A 16,347-nucleotide genomic window follows, 5' to 3' on the forward strand; every position below is an offset into this window, starting at 1 on the left:
GCGGACGTAAATGCAGTTTTAAAAAGGGCAAAATAAAACGTCGTCGTGAGCGTCGTTGATTTCGTCATATGCCGTTTTGAGTCGATAAATTTGAATCTCCATCAACACAAAGAGATTTCAATATGTCAGACGTTAACATTGATAAACGAGCATACACAGAGCAAGAAACAGCGACGTACATCGGTATGAGCCGTTCTTTTTTACGCCAAAGCAGGATGGAAGGACACCGAAAGAATCGAACGGTCGCGCCACCTTTTATCAAGATTGGTCGAGCGGTTCGATATTTAAAGCAGGATTTAGACCGTTGGTTAGAGAGTCACAGAAAGCTCGATAACCTAGTTCAAGGAGGTGATTACTATGGTTAATCTTACTCCTGAACAAATTACGCTGCTTGCGTGGATGAAAGACGGCAATAAATTTAATCGCTGCTCAGACTATGGTCCACAAAATGGTGTCATACGTGAGCGCCGAAAAATGCCAATYAAACTCCACCTCAAAACATTGGATAAGCTGCTTCAACACGGYTTGATTCAATATAAGTCTTATCACACGTTTGGTTTACGGTGGGATGAGTTTCGAATTACTTCGAAGGGGAGGTTGGCRGTATGCTAGACGTTATCAACCTTACTTCGGTTGATAGAGATGACAAAGCCTTTGTTCAGCAAAGGCTTTGTTGCTTTCCCGAAGCGATTCAAMGAATACTACTCACWGMGTATCTTTCCCACTCCAGCAAATTTGCACGAAATAGTTATTTRAGAGTGACGGTGGATGCCATTAGTCGCAAGCTCTCTATCCCAYTKGCAGAGTTAAAGCTYAAYGTGTCAGAAGATGACTTGAGAGAGCAATCTAARCACTATGCTCAGTCTGCTTTAACGCTTAGRCGACAATACTTGAACGAYTCGCTRGCGATTGACAGCGTTCGTTCTTTGGTGCGTTCCCGTGGTGTTAATCCCGCACTCAGTTTCAGCCTCACAGGTGAGCTTGCTCGATATGGTGATAAGAACTGGTGGTTGAGAAAATTAAGGAAAGCACTSAGGCAGAATATTGAAGCTGTGCTTCAYCACCTGAACCAAGTAAACAAAAAGAAAAGCCTTTAYTGCTCTAACCCAACACTCAACGCTCGAATYGCGCAAAAGCAATATCAGCAGGAGTGGCTTGCCAATACGATTGCGACAAATGARCTAGGACAAAGCTTTTCGTTACTCGAACTCAGTCARAAGGGCGTTGCCGATCCTAAAATCCGTAAAGGTGARCTTATGATGCGAGCAAGAGGTTTTGAAGACCTAGCAAAAAGTATGAACCATGAAGCTGCTTTCCTGACTTTAACGTGCCCATCAAAATATCACCGTGCTTACGCGACATCAGGACACGAAAACCCAAAGTGGGGCGGGTTTACACCGCTGGACGGACAGAGGTATCTAAACAAGCAATGGGTGCTGGTTCGCTCAAAGCTGAATCGTTTGGGTGTACGTTTTTATGGGTTTCGAGTCGTCGAGCCTCAACACGATGGCACACCGCATTGGCACTTGCTTTTGTTTGTTGAAGCGAATCAATATCAAACGTTAATTGAAGTGATGAAGGACTATGCGCTTAGAGAAGACAGTGATGAGAAAGGAGCGAGTAAGCATCGTTTTACTGAAGTAAAAATAGACCCAGCTAAAGGCAGTGCGACGGGTTACATCGCCAAATATATTTCTAAGAATATCGACGGCGCGGATTTAGATTCTGGTATTTACGGTGAAGATCCATTAGATGCGGCAGCCAGGGTAGATGCGTGGGCATCATGTTGGGGTATTCGTCAGTTTCAACAGTTAGGCGGTTGTTCTATCACGGTGTGGCGTGAGCTTCGTCGATTGAAAAGTACGCAGAACCTTCCTGAGCAGGTTAAAGCTATTTTTCAGGCTGCGGACAGTGGAGATTGGAAAAGCTTCTTAGAGTTGATGGGAGGCGTGTTCTGTCATCGAAAAGATCAGTTAGTGCAGCCTTACTATGAGCTAAGTGTTGATACTAATACTGGGGTGGTGAAAACGACGGCGTACAGTGACGAGGAGTTAACGACGGTACTCAAGGGGGTGTTTGCTATTGGGGAAGCGATTGTGACTCGCTCGTTGCAGTGGCGCTTTGAATCAAAGCTCGCGCGAGCTTTTTAACTTGGAGTTCTGTGAATAACTGTATTTTGATAAAAATGCATGTTTTAAAGTATGTACATTTTAATGTCATTTACTTAGTCTTAGCCAAGATAGGGGTACTTAATTGATCCATCCATCTACAACTGGATAGTGAAAGTAAATAATTATGAAAATTAAACGTATCCTCAAAGATATCGTTGAGACGAGAAATACGAAAATAGGTCAATTGTTTGATTTACTGATACAGCTGCTCATTTGTGTGTCTATAACTTCTTTTTCCCTAGAGACTCTGCCATCTTTGAGTAATGAGAGTCGGAATACTTTACATTATGTAGAAATTATTTGTATTAGCATATTTACGGTTGAGTATCTTGTTCGATTTTGGGTTGCAGATGCACGTTGGAAATTTGTAAGGTCATTTAGTGGCATTGTTGATGTGCTTGCTATCTTGCCATTCTATCTATCTTTAGGTGTGGATTTACGAAGCATAAGAATTTTCCGTTTGTTTAGGCTTGTTCGAGTACTGAAGTTAGCGAAATATAGCGATGCATTAAATAGATTCCATGTAGCATTTAAGTTGGCTAAAGAAGAGTTGACACTATTCTTTTCACTCACTTTAGCACTGATATATTTGGCATCTGCAGGAATATATTTTTTTGAAAGTAAAGCTCAGCCAGAAGCTTTTTCATCTATATTTGATAGTTTGTGGTGGGCTGTTATCACTTTAACTACAGTAGGTTATGGTGATGTTTATCCAATAACAGTAGGCGGTAGAATATTCACTTTTGCAATTTTGATGGTAGGACTTGGAGTAGTATCAATTCCTGCAGGAATCATTGCTTCTGCATTAAATAAAGCGAGGCAGCTTCAAAATTTAGATGCGAGTAATTGATTACGAAACTTTTAATCATCCGTAAAAACTATGAGCCTAAAGTGGATCGGAGTAGACCTTAATGAGCCGAGGTCTACTCTTGCTATTTAACTTATGCAACTTCTATTTTTTGCTTTTGCTCAATAGCTAAGCTTTCGCGATATTCAGCTGCTTCAGCTTTCATTGTCCAATGAACATCAGATAAACCACTTTGTTCAACAGCTTGCCTTACTTCGGCAACAGTAGTCCGGAAGAACTCTTTACGTGGGTTGATTTTGTTTACAGATTGTAAGTTAAATCGGCGGTGTAGGTCTTTTTCTAGAGTTGGGGCGTCATCACTATAAATCATCGCATGGACATCAAATGAGAACGGTACGGATGCATCACCAAGCTCCTTTACTCTGTCCATTGGCTCTAGCCTACGAGTCATACCGATCTTATAAACCTCTTCACCAAAACTGCCGATATTACTGATGACATAAACATGACCACGGCGAGTTTGTTGGGCCATAGAAAGGGCGCGCTGACCTTTCTCTTCTGCTTCATGGAGCTTGGTTTCAAGTTCTGCTAATTGAGCTTCATATTGAGCTTTTTGCTCTTCTGTAGCAGTGGCTAACTCGGAGCGAGCTTTCTCAAGTGCTTTCTGTAGTAAACGTTCTTCTTTTTCTGCTTCTTTTCGTGCTTTCTCCATTTCACGAATAGCACGCTCTTCTTCACGAATTTGAGCTTTAATTTCAGCTTGCTCTTCTCTCTCTATTTTCCGCAATTCAAATGTGGCAACCGCCCATTTTAACTCGGTTAGACGTGCATCTAAGAATTCTTGATTTATGCGTGCATTTCTAAACGGTGCTCCATTGTGATTTACGAGTGCAAAAGCATCGATGATCTCTTGCTTTATTTTACCAAAATTGTCATGTTTAACCTTAGATAATGCACTGTCGACCTTGCCATTAAACGCATCAACGGCGAAATGGATAGCATACATTTTTCGGCTAGCCTCGACGTAATCACATGATCCTGCATGATTTCCCTTCACCATTTCACGAACGCGTTTTCGAGACGATTTTAGTTCCTCTCCTGCCTCTTTATGACTGAATTCATTAGCTAAGTCGTCGAGAACTGACTGGTTTGGGATTATGTAGTCATCTTTATAACCATCAATAGTGTTACGCATAGCGCGTATTGCTTGCTCATATGAATCAGCTTTTGCTTTGGCTTCGTAAGCATTACCTGCTATTTCTTTGGCTTGCTGTTCAGCAAAGTTGATAACTTTTGAAGCTTCCTCTCGAGCTGCGCTTTCTATTATTTCTGATTTTTCTTTAGCGTCCCTTAATCGTTGTGTAGCCTCTGAGCGAAGGGATTTAGCTTCTTGGCGAATGCTTTCAGCGTCAGCGTCAGCTTTAGCTACAATTTTTAAAGAGGTATCACGTTTAGCTGCAGCGTCTTCTTCTACTTCATCACGTAATTTTTCGGCATGGCGCTCGATATTTAGTATTGGGCCATACTTAGCAATGAGAGTATCACGTTCAGCTTCAAGCTCAGCCAGCTTAGAAAATCCGTTTTCGACTAAATAATTAGCTTCATCGAGTTTTTCTTCGAGTACTTTCTGCTTTTTTTTCCAACTAACTCTCTGAATTATGAGTAGTAATAATGGTAAAAAGAAAATTAGAAGGGAGATAATAGCGCCTGAACTCATTGTTGTACCTTAGTTAGCCTGTAATGCTTAATATGTTAGTTTGATGTGGGATTTGTGAGACCTAGCAATAACAGTTAGGCCTCGATAAAATAATACAATTTAGATTGATTTCGCAATTAAATCAGCTTTAAGTAACCCGCCTTTAGTTAACAACTTTGGCGAAAAACTCGGATTCCTACGCTGTTTGAATGCAGTTAAAATTCTCTGTAGCCCTTCAGCTTCCAGCAAAGAAATATTGATATCAGTATCCATATCAGCGGCATCAACGAAATCCTCAGAAAATGCAGGAGCAACAATTAGTACTTGAGCCACACGATGCCCGTTGGCTTCACACCGCTTAACATAAGCTTTAACTTGTCTAGAAGTCGAAGAATATTTGGTGAACTGACCATTCTTGAATGACTTAGCTTCACCAATGATAACATCATCATTTTCTAACGAAATAATGATGTCAGCTTTGTCTTTTGCTGTATTGATGTCTTTTCTCAAATCCTCATCAACCGTCATGCCTAGTTGCTCTAGAATCGAACGAGTCGCCTCCTCAAATTTCACACCGATATCTGCTTCTTTGATATCGATGCCCGCGGATTGAAGTCCTTGAAGGTCACGACAGGCCAAAAGATGATAGTTCTCAATGAGCCGATCATTGGCGCTAGCAAAACTCTCGATAATTTGGCTTCTAGGGTTGCCACGTCGAGGTAAATTCATATCATTTCGGATGGTCTTAATCTCATCATTGCTATAGAGATAAAGGATATCTATCGGTGTGATACTGAGTGCTTTAAGACGTTCAGGATCAAGCGTCTCTTTGTTCTCAATTTCGAAGTCTGCTCGAATCCTATCTTCAACGTTTAATTCGTTTTGAGACAGTGCTTCGAGTAGTTCTTTATAGCCACTCACGCTAAGTACATTGAACTCCTCTTCTTCTGATGATCTTAGGTGTTCAATCAAAACGTCAATGCGGTCTTGTAGCCTTGTCCCTATTCGTGAAATATCGAGGTCCATATCTTCAATGAGTTGCTTGATGCGCTCTTTTCTCTGATTTTGAGTAGCGTCCTCAGCATGGAGATCGGTCATTAAAATACTTCTGATGGATAAGCCTGAGTGCGCAATGGTAGCTATTTTGTCTTGTCTCTCAACACCACGAATTTTGTAGCCATGATTTTTGAGGATATTAGAAAGGTCAGCATCAGAAAGTGACCTTAGAATGCGAAGGACATATTTATCATGCAGCTCTTTGCCAAGAACGTCATGAAGAGACTCGATAACTTCATCGGCAATCATAATTTCAGAACGACGGCGGTTGATAAGGATGACTCCATTTTCTCGGAGGTACTCTAAAGCACTTTCAATACCTAGTTCTGGAATTGGGTCGACAGAGTGTTCAATCGCATGAATTTCCTCTCTAGAAAGCGCTAGGCGTTCAGCTAAGACATTTAAGATGCTTCGTTCATCTTCTGATATTTTTGCGGTGCGATTAGACCTTAAATCGTTGTTGAATGCTGTTTTCATACATTCACGGTAGATATCGAGGCGATTCAAGCGTTCAAAGTCACTTGAGTCATTTTCCTCAATCTCTTTTATGAGGTTTAGGCTTAGCTCATCGATCTCGGTGTATTCTTTAGCATAAAGGTTTTCAATCCAAGGAATGGTAGCAATGCAATTCCCATCTCTGACAAGGATATTGATAAGCAAAGAGACTTGAGGTCCGCCTATGGCGATTTGTTCTTTTAGGTGTTTTTGGAAAAGAGTCTGAATTAGGCTGAATAACTGCGTTATTTCATTACCTGATGCTGCTTTTAGCTGCCCATCGATTTTCTCAAGTTGTTTCGCTAAATCAGAATCACCTTTACTGTCTTGGCATAGTTTATCGATACAGTTTACAAACTTTGATCGTTCGACTTGGTTAGTGTGGTTAAGAACCTGATTTAACTTCATGAGAATAGCCTATTGAAATACGTAGAGTAATCGACGAATGATAACTCCGCATTTCTTGTAGGTATATTAATCAATATCAATCTGTTAACTATGTCACTTGTTTGATATGTGAACCTCTTATGGGTTCTATTGTACTACTCGATACATGGTACATGGTGAGTCTTTGAAAGGAGTATTTTTGATGCAGTTCGCTATAAACGGAAAGTGCTATAAATACGCTATAAATAGCAGAAATGAAAAAGGCTTGAGAAACGAATCGCTTCTCAAGCCTTTAAATTTGGTGGCCCCTCGCAGACTTGAACTGCGGACCAATCGATTATGAGTCGACTGCTCTAACCACTGAGCTAAGGGGCCTTATAGGGCAATGATTATAGGGGATGGCAGGTGAGCTGTCTAGACGTAACTAGGGCTAATTGCGCTTGCTTTTTAATCACTTAAACCGATAGAAACAAAAAAGGTGAGCTAGTGCTCACCTTTTTTGTTTGATTTTTACCTGACTTACTCGTCTAGGAAGCTACGCAGAGTTTCTGAGCGGCTAGGGTGGCGCAGTTTACGCAATGCTTTTGCTTCGATCTGACGAATACGCTCACGCGTTACATCGAACTGTTTGCCCACTTCTTCAAGAGTGTGGTCAGTGTTCATATCGATACCAAAACGCATACGCAGTACTTTTGCTTCACGAGGCGTTAGACCAGCTAGAACATCTTTTGTTGCGACTCGTAGGCTCGTCATTGTTGCAGAGTCTAGAGGCAGTTCTAGTGTGGTATCCTCGATAAAGTCGCCTAGATGCGAATCTTCGTCGTCACCAATTGGTGTCTCCATTGAGATTGGCTCTTTAGCAATTTTAAGTACCTTGCGGATTTTATCTTCAGGCATTTGCATGCGTTCAGCTAACTCTTCAGGAAGAGGCTCACGGCCCATTTCTTGAAGCATTTGACGAGAGATACGATTCAGTTTGTTGATCGTTTCGATCATGTGAACTGGAATACGGATCGTACGTGCTTGGTCGGCGATTGAACGAGTGATTGCTTGACGAATCCACCACGTTGCGTATGTCGAGAACTTGTAACCACGACGGTATTCAAATTTATCAACGGCTTTCATCAAACCGATGTTACCTTCTTGGATAAGGTCCAAGAATTGAAGACCACGGTTGGTGTACTTCTTAGCAATCGAAATTACTAGACGTAAGTTCGCTTCAACCATCTCCTTTTTCGCACGACGAGCTTTCGCTTCACCGATAGACATGCGACGGCTGATGTCTTTGATGTTTTGTACTGAAAGTGACGTTTCTTCTTCGATGATATCCAGCTTTTGGATAGAACGACGAATGTCATTTTCGTAACGTCTGATCTTTTCTGCGTATGGCTTATCAGAAGCGAGAACTTCATCTAACCATGCTTCGTTCGATTCATTACCTGTGAATAGCGTAATGAAAGATTTCTTAGGCATTTTGCCGTATTCAACCGCTTGACGCATGATCAAACGTTCTTGAGTACGTACACGATCCATTGACGTGCGCAGTTCGTTCACTAGGTGATCAAACTGTTTTGGCGTTAGACGGAACTCTCTAAAGACTTCTTGTACCAAGCCGTGCGACTTAGCCACTTGTGGGCTATCGTAACCATGCTCATTGATGACAAGTTGAAGGTCTTGATAAGTATTGCGCAGCGCTGTGAACTTCTCTAGAGCAAGCTCTGGGTCAATACCTACATCTTCTTCTTCATCGTCTTCGTCAGAGTCTTCATCACCTTCTTTGTCTTCATCTTCAAGATCAGATTCTGCTAGTTCTGAACCGATATGAGTCGCCGTAGGAGCGGTGGTGCCATCGTCATCTGGATCAACGAAGCCAGAGATTACGTCAGTAAGACGTAGCTCTTCTGCTTGAACTTTATCAAACTGCTCAAGAATGTAAGGAATCGTACCAGGGTACTCAGCAACAGAGGCTTGTACTTGGTTGATACCGTCTTCGATACGCTTAGCAATATCGATTTCGCCTTCGCGAGTCAATAGCTCAACGGTACCCATTTCACGCATGTACATACGGACTGGGTCAGTCGTGCGGCCAATTTCACTTTCTACGCTTGAAAGTGCAGCTGCAGCCGCTTCGGCTGCGTCTTCATCGGTGATAGACTGTTCATCACTCAGAGCAAGGTCATCGGCATCTGGGGCAGTTTCTACTACCTTGATACCCATGTCATTAATCATCTGAATAATATCTTCTACCTGCTCAGAATCGACAATCTCTTCAGGTAGGTGGTCATTTACTTCTGCGTAGGTCAGATAGCCTTGTTCCTTGCCCTTGATGACAAGCAGTTTTAGCTGTGACTGCGGATTTTGCTCCATAGACGATATCCAACTTAGATCTAGTGAAGGGTTTAGTATGCGAAATGCAAACCATTAATAGTAACAAATTTATTTGTTGCTGACTAAATAAATAGGGTTACGCTTTTAAATCTAGCATCAAGGCTAGCAGCTCCCGTTTTTCATCGACTGATAAGCCGACGCTTCTTTCTTTAGCCTGCAGGTTTTCGATTTGTTGTTCTACGCATTGGGCGAGTATTCTGTCCAATGAGTCAATAAATACATCTTCTTGGTTGTCATCGTCGACCTGGAGATCCCAACTCGCGAGACGAGACAGAAGCGCCTCATTTTTTGTATTACGCCAATGCTCAAGCAGTTGACCTGTAGTCATATGGGGGTGTGTTTGACATTTATCAACCACTTCGCCCAATAAATTTAATCCAGGAAGTGATAAATCTCTCACTGTGGATAGATCCGGTACCATTTCAGCATAGCTCGGATTTTGCAAAAGTAGAGCGATAACATCACGCATAGGGGTGCGTTTTATCGCTTTCTGCGGTTGTGGTCGCGTTTCTATGGACGCTTTTCTTGCTCGCCTTAACTGATTATCAAAGCCCGTACGTTCATCTAAACGTTTTTCCAATAGCTCTTGGAAGTAGATATCAGGGATCTTATTAATCAGTTCACTCGAGAGTGCTCTTAACGCCGACTTGCCTTCATTGGAACCCAGATTGAGCTTATTTAATTCAATGAGGTTATCGAATAAGTAAGAGGACAGGGGCGTCGCATTCGCAATTTGTTCTTCAAGCGCCGCTTTACCGTATTTACGAACGTAGCTATCCGGATCTTCACCATCTGGCAAAAACAGGAATTTTAATGTATTACCTGACTTTAGGTGAGGTAAAGCATTTTCAAGGGCACGCCAAGCGGCATCGCGACCAGCTCGGTCACCATCGTAACAACACACAACGGTATTGGTTTGGCGAAATAAAACTTGTAGGTGATCACCCGTGGTGGACGTACCAAGTGAGGCTACGGAGTAATCTACATCGTATTGCGCAAGGGCGACCACGTCCATATAGCCTTCAACAACAAGAATTTGTGGTGGCTCTCGGTACGCTTGCAGCACTTCGTATAGGCCGTAAAGCTCTTTACCTTTATGGAAAATTGGCGTTTCAGGGGAGTTGAGGTATTTCGGTGTCTCGTTGCCAAGTACACGGCCACCAAAACCGATAACACGTCCACGTTTGTCCCTGATAGGAAACATAATACGACCACGGAAGCGATCATAGCGGTTGCCTTTGTCGTTTTCGATCAGCATGCCACCAGACACGAGCATGTCTTGAGCTGCCTTTTGTTGCCCAAAGTTTTTACGTATGTTGTCCCATTCATCTGGGACATAACCGATACCAAACTTTTGAACGATTTCACCAGAAAGCCCACGTCCTTTTAGGTAGTCGATAGCAATTTTGTTTGCAGAGACTTTCAATTGATCTTTGTAGTACTGGCCAATAGCCGTCATAAGATCATATAAGGATCGTTTTTGTTCGCTGTTTGCAGTGGGCCCTTTGCTGAAAGCGCTGTTACCGTTTCTTTGCTCTCTTGGCACTTCGAGTCCGATGGATGAAGCAAGATCTTCAATGGCTTCAACAAACTCAAGACGATCATATTCCATAAGAAAATCAATGGCATTGCCGTGTACACCACAGCCAAAGCAGTGGTAGAACTGTTTCTCTTGGCTAACGCTGAAAGAGGGGGTTTTTTCATTATGGAAGGGACAGCATGCGCCGTAGTTCTTACCTTGTTTCTTTAGTTTTACGCGCGCATCAACAATATCGACAATATCCAGTCGAGCTAATAGATCGTCAATAAAGTGGCGAGGAATAATTCCGGACATAAAACCTTTTACAAGAAACGTTTACAAGAAAGACATCACCCTTTATTAGGGTTGAGATACAAACAAGCCGTGCACTCCAGAGGATAGCACGGCTTGCTGCAATTTGGTTGGGTGACTAAGCCAGTTTAGCGCGAACTAAACCACTTACTTTCCCCATGTCTGCTCGGCCTTGAATTTGCGGCTTCAGCACGCCCATTACTTTGCCCATGTCTTGCATGCCAGCTGCACCAGATTCGGCAATAGCACTAACAATGAGTGCTGTTACTTCATCTTCCGTCAGTGGTTGAGGCATAAAGTCCTCAAGAACGGTAATTTCGGCTTTCTCTGCATCCGCTAGATCTTGACGATTCGCAGCTTCAAACTGAGAGACAGAATCACGACGTTGTTTAACCATTTTTGTCAGGATAGCAAGGATGTCGTCGTCGTTCAGAGTAATCCGTTCGTCGACTTCACGTTGCTTAATAGCTGACAAGGCTAAACGAATAGTGCCAAGGCGAGCTTTGTCCTTGGCTTTCATCGCAATTTTTTGCTCTTCTTTGAGTTGTTCAATAAGAGCCATAACTAAATTCCTACTGGGACCTAGTTATTAGTACAGGCGAACGCGACGTGCGTTTTCGCGAGCTAGCTTCTTAGCGTGACGCTTTTGAGCAGCTGCTTTAGCGCGTTTACGTACTGTAGTAGGTTTTTCATAGTGCTCACGACGACGCACTTCAGAAAGGATACCTGCTTTTTCGCAAGAGCGCTTGAAACGACGTAGTGCAACGTCGAACGGTTCGTTTTCACGTACTTTAACTACTGGCATATGCCTTTCACCTCAGGGTTTAACTGTTCATTAATGCTGGTGCTTTTGTTGTTAGGGCTAAGGATTCCCTTAGTTCTAAGCGGTAAACCAGCTAAATCAAAAATGGTGCGGAATTTTAATCCGATCAGATAGGCTTTGTAAAGCACTTTTCCGCCTATGTCTTGTACAAAATTTGTTTGAGACGCGATGACGAGGTAATATTGCGCCAATTTCGAAATAAGTCGAGAACATTATGCGCATTCTAGGTATTGAAACCTCTTGTGATGAAACTGGTATTGCCATCTATGATGACGAAAAAGGTTTACTGTCACATCAACTTTATAGCCAAGTGAAATTGCACGCCGATTACGGAGGTGTTGTACCTGAGTTGGCTTCTCGTGATCACGTTAAAAAAACGATCCCATTGATCAAGGCGGCGTTGGCAGAAGCCAATTTAACGCCAAAGGATCTTGATGGTGTTGCTTATACTTCCGGTCCTGGGTTAGTCGGTGCGTTGTTGGTTGGTACGACAATTGGTCGCAGTATGGCTTACGCTTGGGGCGTGCCAGCGGTGCCTGTGCATCATATGGAAGGACACTTACTGGCACCCATGCTAGAAGATAACCCGCCACCATTTCCTTTTATTGCTTTGCTTGTGTCTGGCGGCCATACCATGATCGTTGAAGTGAACGGCATCGGTGATTACAAGATCTTGGGTGAATCGATTGATGATGCCGCAGGTGAAGCGTTTGATAAAACCGCGAAGCTGATGGGCTTGGATTATCCAGGCGGCCCTTTATTGTCTAAGCTCGCGGACAAAGGGACAAAAGGGCGCTTTAAGTTCCCGCGACCGATGACAGACAGACCAGGTTTGGATATGAGCTTTTCCGGCCTTAAAACGTTCGCGGCGAATACGATTAGAGCGAATGATGATGATGAACAGACTCGTGCTGATATTGCTTACGCGTTCCAAGAGGCGGTGTGCGATACATTAGCGATAAAATGTAAGCGCGCGCTTAAGCAAACGGGTATGAAGCGTATCGTTATTGCTGGCGGCGTGAGTGCGAATACCTTTTTGCGCCAAGAGCTTGAAGCGTTAGCAAAAAAAGTCGGTGGTGAAGTCTATTATCCACGTACTGAGTTTTGTACCGATAATGGTGCGATGATTGCCTATGCGGGTATGCAGCGTTTAAAAAATGGTGATGTGGCTGACATGGCAGTTGATGCTACGCCGCGCTGGCCAATTGATCAGTTAACGCCGATCAAGTGATAAGCAAATAGCGACAGCGAAGACGAATGTTACTGGCATTCTACTGCGCAATGTGAAGAGAATAAGGTCACGGAAGTGGCCTTTTTTATGACAGTTTTAAACAAAAACCCTAAAGTCTGTGACGAAGCAAACGTGTTACATTAGTGAAAACGACATTAGCGACAAACATAGGGAATAAAGAAACATGAAGCAGTTTTCTATTGATGGCCATACGATGGCTTATCAAGATATAGGCTCCGGACCGGTTGTCATTTTCGGGCATAGTTATTTATGGGATAGCAAAATGTGGGCCCCTCAAATTGAAGTGCTGAGTCAACATTATCGCTGTATTGTGCCTGATTTATGGTCTCATGGAGAATCAGAGTCAGCGCCCGCCTCTATGCGTAATCTAACAAACTATGCCGAACATATTTTGGCTCTAATGGATGAGTTAGAGGTAGAATCCTTCTCTATTGTCGGTTTGTCCGTCGGCGGTATGTGGGGCGCAGAGCTGACAGCTCTTGCACCATCTCGTGTAAAAAGTTTGGTCATGATGGATACGTTTGTTGGGTTAGAACCTGAAGTTATGCATACCAAATACTTTGCGATGCTCGATACCATTACGCAAGTTAGAGCGGTGCCAGAGCCAATATTAGAAGCGGTTGTACCCATGTTTTTTGCGCAAGATGCTAAAAATACAACACCTAAATTGGTTGATGAGTTCGCGACTCAATTGTCGAAGGTGCAAGGCGAGCAGGCTGTTGAGATCGCTCGTATCGGGCGGATGGTCTTTGGACGACGCGATCTATGTGATGAGATTGAAAAGTTTGCTCTGCCTACCCTTATCGCGGTAGGGGCAGAAGATAAGCCAAGGCCGGTACTAGAGTCTTATTTGATGCAGGATTTGGTTTCAGGCAGTGAACTGATGGTGATCCCAGCGGCAGGACATATTAGTAACCTAGAGCAACCAGAATTGGTGACCAATAAACTTGTTGAGTTTTTAGCTCAGCACGCGTAATTCAGTAAGATATGCATGACTAGGCACCGTTTACGGTGCCTTTTTTTGTCCTACTTTTGGCTCGGTCCCATCAAACAGGCGTCGAATATTTTGATGGTGGCGTAAAATGATTAAGCAGCTCAGCATTGCTACTGGAAAAGTAAACACCGGTCTGACCATCCAAGTATAAACCGGGGCAAGCATGACCGTTGTAATCGCGGCGAGTGAGGAATAGCGAAAGATCAATGCCACTAATAGCCAAGTGCCAGTAATGAGTCCGGTTAAATCCCAGCCAATTGGTGCAATTGCGCCTAATGCTGTTGCAACACCTTTCCCCCCTTTGAAATGGAAAAATAGTGGGTACATATGTCCCAAGCAGGCGGCAATCGCAATGACACCGAGAATGACGGGGTCAATATCAAAGTAGTAGCCACTCCAGACAGGGATAGTGCCTTTGAGCATGTCGCAGAGCAAGACCGCTACGGCTGCCCCTTTACCTCCCAGCCTTAATACATTAGTGGCACCAGGGTTTTGCGAGCCGACAGTTCTAGGGTCAGGTAGGCGTAGTAGACGGCAGATCAGCACTGCACTCGACACTGAGCCGAGCAAATAAGCGATGATGATCATAGCGAGCGCTAACGGTGTCATTGCATACCTTTTCTCAAGAAATTATCAATGGGGACTGATATCATATCGGCAATAGTACGTTTTTTCCCAGCAAATGGGTATCCGACCTCTAATAAAGGACAAATCATGGCATTGGACAAAGTATTTATCGAGCAACTTGAAGTCATTACCACTATCGGAGTGTATGACTGGGAGCAAGAAATCAAACAGAAGTTGGTTCTAGATATTGAAATGGCACACGATAATGCGCCAGCCGGGAAAAGTGATAATGTTGAAGATGCGCTTGATTACTCGCAAGTCTGCACTGCAGTCCTTGAGCACATTGAAACGGGGCGTTTTTTATTGGTTGAGCGTGTGGCTGAAGAAGTGGCTACTCTTATTCAAACGCAATTCTCTGTGCCTTGGGTTAAGATTCGTTTAACTAAGCCTGGTGCGGTCGCACAGGCCAAAGGCGTAGGCGTGGTGATTGAACGAGGCGAGGCATGATCACCGCCTTTATTGGTATTGGTTCGAATGTGCAACGTGAGAAGCACATTCGCGCCGCGTGCCATGAGTTGTCGCTGATCACCAAGAATTTGCAATACTCGCCAGTATACGCCTGCGAATCCTTTGGTTTTTCTGGTAACGATTTCTTCAATATGGTGGTTCGCCTAGACACAACATTAACGTTGACAGAACTCAGTGCGGCACTAAGAGAGATCGAAGTGAAGTGGGGACGTGATGTGGATGCCGCTAAGTTTCAAGATCGTACGATTGATCTTGATATCTTACTGTTTGGAAATGAAATCTCACAAAAAAAACCATTTGTACCGCGTGAAGATATTTTTAAATATTCATTTGTCACACAGCCTCTGTATGATCTAGCACCGAACTTGGTGATCCCGAATGATGATCGCACAGTCGGTCAGATCTTAGAGACAATGTCAGATCCGGTAGCACTTAGAAAAATCGATTTTCAATTTTAGTTGGTAGTAAATATTAATGAGTTATTTTGAAGCCTTTATTTTGGCCCTCATTCAAGGGTTGACCGAATTCTTACCCATATCCAGTTCCGCGCATTTAATTTTGCCATCGGCCATTCTTGGTTGGGAAGATCAAGGGCTCGCCTTTGATGTTGCGGTGCATGTGGGTACGTTAGCCGCCGTGGTTATCTATTTTAGAAAAGAAGTGGTGACTTTATTTCGGGCGTTGTTTGCTTCGATCTTTAAGGGCGAGCGCAGTAAGGAATCAAAGTTGGCATGGATGATTGTCTTAGCGACGATCCCAGCTTGTATCTTTGGCTTACTGATGAAAGATCTCATCGAATTGTATCTACGTAGTGCCTACGTGATTGCCACCACCACGATTATATTTGGTTTGTTGCTATGGTGGGTAGACAAGCATGCCAAACAAAATGCGGATGAGTACCAAGCTGGCTGGAAAAAAGCGTTGTTTATTGGTCTCGCACAAGCAATGGCAATCATTCCAGGCACATCACGCTCAGGTGCGACGATCACAGCCGCATTATATTTAGGTTTTACACGTGAAGCGGCGGCACGATTCTCCTTTTTGATGTCGATCCCTATTATTACCTTAGCAGGCGCTTACTTAGGTTTGAAATTGGTGACAGGCTCTGAGCCAATACATGCGGGTTATTTGTTAACAGGTATCGTGGTCTCGTTTATCAGTGCTTACATCTGCATTCACTATTTCTTGAAGCTTATCTCCCGTATGGGAATGATGCCGTTTGTCATCTATCGATTGTTGTTAGGTGTGGGACTGTTTGCATTTTTGCTGATGAGTTAATCAGACATGATATTGCTGGCACCTAGTCATTAGGTTGCCAGCGTTCATGGCGACTCAAGATCGACGACTCGGT

16 protein-coding genes and 1 tRNA gene are annotated in these 16,347 nt (G+C 43.4%); 9 read left to right on the top strand and 8 right to left on the bottom strand.

Annotated features, from left to right (window positions below; translation table 11 throughout):
- Positions 1-122 precede the first annotated feature (122 nt).
- From L4D05_RS18530 to L4D05_RS18545, 4 genes are all read left to right on the top strand, one after another.
- Positions 123-365 (top strand): helix-turn-helix transcriptional regulator, encoded by a 243-nt coding sequence (locus L4D05_RS18530; protein WP_428750251.1) that lies wholly within the window; start codon positions 123-125, stop codon positions 363-365.
- The gene (locus L4D05_RS18535) at positions 358-612 is read left to right on the top strand and encodes a hypothetical protein (RefSeq protein ID WP_428750250.1); all 255 of its coding nucleotides are present in this window, start codon (positions 358-360) and stop codon (positions 610-612) included. Before L4D05_RS18530 ends, L4D05_RS18535 begins: the two co-directional genes overlap by 8 nt.
- Entirely contained in the window at positions 606-2,150 is a 1,545-nt protein-coding gene (locus tag L4D05_RS18540; RefSeq protein WP_428794890.1) for a replication endonuclease, read from the top strand. Before L4D05_RS18535 ends, L4D05_RS18540 begins: the two co-directional genes overlap by 7 nt.
- 145 nt (positions 2,151-2,295) lie before the next feature.
- Positions 2,296-3,021, top strand: a complete 726-nt coding sequence (locus L4D05_RS18545; protein ID WP_428794891.1) for an ion transporter — start codon at positions 2,296-2,298, stop codon at positions 3,019-3,021.
- Between the two features lie 91 nt (positions 3,022-3,112).
- Here the strand turns inward: L4D05_RS18545 and L4D05_RS18550 are convergent, their stop codons facing one another.
- The 7 genes from L4D05_RS18550 to rpsU form a co-directional block, all read right to left on the bottom strand.
- Complete coding sequence (locus L4D05_RS18550; RefSeq protein WP_428794892.1) at positions 3,113-4,696, bottom strand: SNIPE associated domain-containing protein; 1,584 nt, start codon at positions 4,694-4,696, stop codon at positions 3,113-3,115.
- Positions 4,697-4,795: 99 nt separating this feature from the next.
- Positions 4,796-6,634 (bottom strand): hypothetical protein, encoded by a 1,839-nt coding sequence (locus L4D05_RS18555; RefSeq protein ID WP_428794893.1) that lies wholly within the window; start codon positions 6,632-6,634, stop codon positions 4,796-4,798.
- A 278-nt stretch (positions 6,635-6,912) separates the two neighbouring features.
- Positions 6,913-6,988, bottom strand: a tRNA-Ile gene (locus tag L4D05_RS18560).
- Between the two features lie 144 nt (positions 6,989-7,132).
- A complete protein-coding gene (gene rpoD, locus L4D05_RS18565; RefSeq protein ID WP_428753316.1) occupies positions 7,133-8,980 on the bottom strand; it encodes an RNA polymerase sigma factor RpoD in 1,848 nt (615 codons plus the stop codon).
- Positions 8,981-9,077: 97 nt separating this feature from the next.
- On the bottom strand, positions 9,078-10,835 hold the full coding sequence (gene dnaG / locus L4D05_RS18570; protein WP_428794894.1) for a DNA primase: 1,758 nt from the start codon (positions 10,833-10,835) through the stop codon (positions 9,078-9,080).
- A gap of 115 nt (positions 10,836-10,950) precedes the next feature.
- Positions 10,951-11,394 (bottom strand): GatB/YqeY domain-containing protein, encoded by a 444-nt coding sequence (locus L4D05_RS18575; protein ID WP_428753312.1) that lies wholly within the window; start codon positions 11,392-11,394, stop codon positions 10,951-10,953.
- Positions 11,395-11,421: 27 nt separating this feature from the next.
- Positions 11,422-11,637, bottom strand: a complete 216-nt coding sequence (rpsU, locus tag L4D05_RS18580) for a 30S ribosomal protein S21 (protein ID WP_001145625.1) — start codon at positions 11,635-11,637, stop codon at positions 11,422-11,424.
- Between the two features lie 232 nt (positions 11,638-11,869).
- On the opposite strand from rpsU, the gene tsaD reads away from it, so the two are divergent.
- Entirely contained in the window at positions 11,870-12,886 is a 1,017-nt protein-coding gene (tsaD, locus tag L4D05_RS18585) for a tRNA (adenosine(37)-N6)-threonylcarbamoyltransferase complex transferase subunit TsaD (RefSeq protein ID WP_428794895.1), read from the top strand.
- Positions 12,887-13,070: 184 nt separating this feature from the next.
- Complete coding sequence (locus tag L4D05_RS18590; RefSeq protein WP_428753308.1) at positions 13,071-13,883, top strand: alpha/beta fold hydrolase; 813 nt, start codon at positions 13,071-13,073, stop codon at positions 13,881-13,883.
- Positions 13,884-13,913: 30 nt separating this feature from the next.
- On the opposite strand, the gene plsY is transcribed toward L4D05_RS18590, so the two are convergent.
- Complete coding sequence (plsY, locus tag L4D05_RS18595) at positions 13,914-14,510, bottom strand: glycerol-3-phosphate 1-O-acyltransferase PlsY (RefSeq protein ID WP_428794896.1); 597 nt, start codon at positions 14,508-14,510, stop codon at positions 13,914-13,916.
- A gap of 105 nt (positions 14,511-14,615) precedes the next feature.
- Between plsY and folB the strand changes: the two genes are divergently transcribed.
- From folB to L4D05_RS18610, 3 genes are read left to right on the top strand one after another with little or no spacing between them, the layout of a single operon-like run.
- Complete coding sequence (gene folB, locus L4D05_RS18600; RefSeq protein WP_265676296.1) at positions 14,616-14,975, top strand: dihydroneopterin aldolase; 360 nt, start codon at positions 14,616-14,618, stop codon at positions 14,973-14,975.
- A complete protein-coding gene (gene folK / locus L4D05_RS18605; RefSeq protein ID WP_428794897.1) occupies positions 14,972-15,454 on the top strand; it encodes a 2-amino-4-hydroxy-6-hydroxymethyldihydropteridine diphosphokinase in 483 nt (160 codons plus the stop codon). Before folB ends, folK begins: the two co-directional genes overlap by 4 nt.
- Before the next feature lie 16 nt (positions 15,455-15,470).
- Complete coding sequence (locus L4D05_RS18610; protein WP_265676286.1) at positions 15,471-16,274, top strand: undecaprenyl-diphosphate phosphatase; 804 nt, start codon at positions 15,471-15,473, stop codon at positions 16,272-16,274.
- The last annotated feature ends 73 nt before the right edge of the window (positions 16,275-16,347 follow it).

The organism is Vibrio nomapromontoriensis (genome assembly GCF_050337205.1).
GTDB lineage: Bacteria > Pseudomonadota > Gammaproteobacteria > Enterobacterales > Vibrionaceae > Vibrio > Vibrio nomapromontoriensis.

What these genes read in the sequence shown, in the direction of transcription:
- folK (WP_428794897.1), top strand. Translation starts at nt 14,972, where the DNA reads ATGATCACCGCCTTTATTGGTATTGGTTCGAATGTGCAACGTGAGAAG.
- rpoD (WP_428753316.1), bottom strand. Translation starts at nt 8,980, where the DNA reads ATGGAGCAAAATCCGCAGTCACAGCTAAAACTGCTTGTCATCAAGGGC.
- plsY (WP_428794896.1), bottom strand. Translation starts at nt 14,510, where the DNA reads ATGACACCGTTAGCGCTCGCTATGATCATCATCGCTTATTTGCTCGGC.
- rpsU (WP_001145625.1), bottom strand. Translation starts at nt 11,637, where the DNA reads ATGCCAGTAGTTAAAGTACGTGAAAACGAACCGTTCGACGTTGCACTA.
- L4D05_RS18545 (WP_428794891.1), top strand. Translation starts at nt 2,296, where the DNA reads ATGAAAATTAAACGTATCCTCAAAGATATCGTTGAGACGAGAAATACG.
- L4D05_RS18555 (WP_428794893.1), bottom strand. Translation starts at nt 6,634, where the DNA reads ATGAAGTTAAATCAGGTTCTTAACCACACTAACCAAGTCGAACGATCA.
- folB (WP_265676296.1), top strand. Translation starts at nt 14,616, where the DNA reads ATGGCATTGGACAAAGTATTTATCGAGCAACTTGAAGTCATTACCACT.
- dnaG (WP_428794894.1), bottom strand. Translation starts at nt 10,835, where the DNA reads ATGTCCGGAATTATTCCTCGCCACTTTATTGACGATCTATTAGCTCGA.
- L4D05_RS18610 (WP_265676286.1), top strand. Translation starts at nt 15,471, where the DNA reads ATGAGTTATTTTGAAGCCTTTATTTTGGCCCTCATTCAAGGGTTGACC.
- L4D05_RS18550 (WP_428794892.1), bottom strand. Translation starts at nt 4,696, where the DNA reads ATGAGTTCAGGCGCTATTATCTCCCTTCTAATTTTCTTTTTACCATTA.
- L4D05_RS18530 (WP_428750251.1), top strand. Translation starts at nt 123, where the DNA reads ATGTCAGACGTTAACATTGATAAACGAGCATACACAGAGCAAGAAACA.
- L4D05_RS18590 (WP_428753308.1), top strand. Translation starts at nt 13,071, where the DNA reads ATGAAGCAGTTTTCTATTGATGGCCATACGATGGCTTATCAAGATATA.
- L4D05_RS18575 (WP_428753312.1), bottom strand. Translation starts at nt 11,394, where the DNA reads ATGGCTCTTATTGAACAACTCAAAGAAGAGCAAAAAATTGCGATGAAA.
- tsaD (WP_428794895.1), top strand. Translation starts at nt 11,870, where the DNA reads ATGCGCATTCTAGGTATTGAAACCTCTTGTGATGAAACTGGTATTGCC.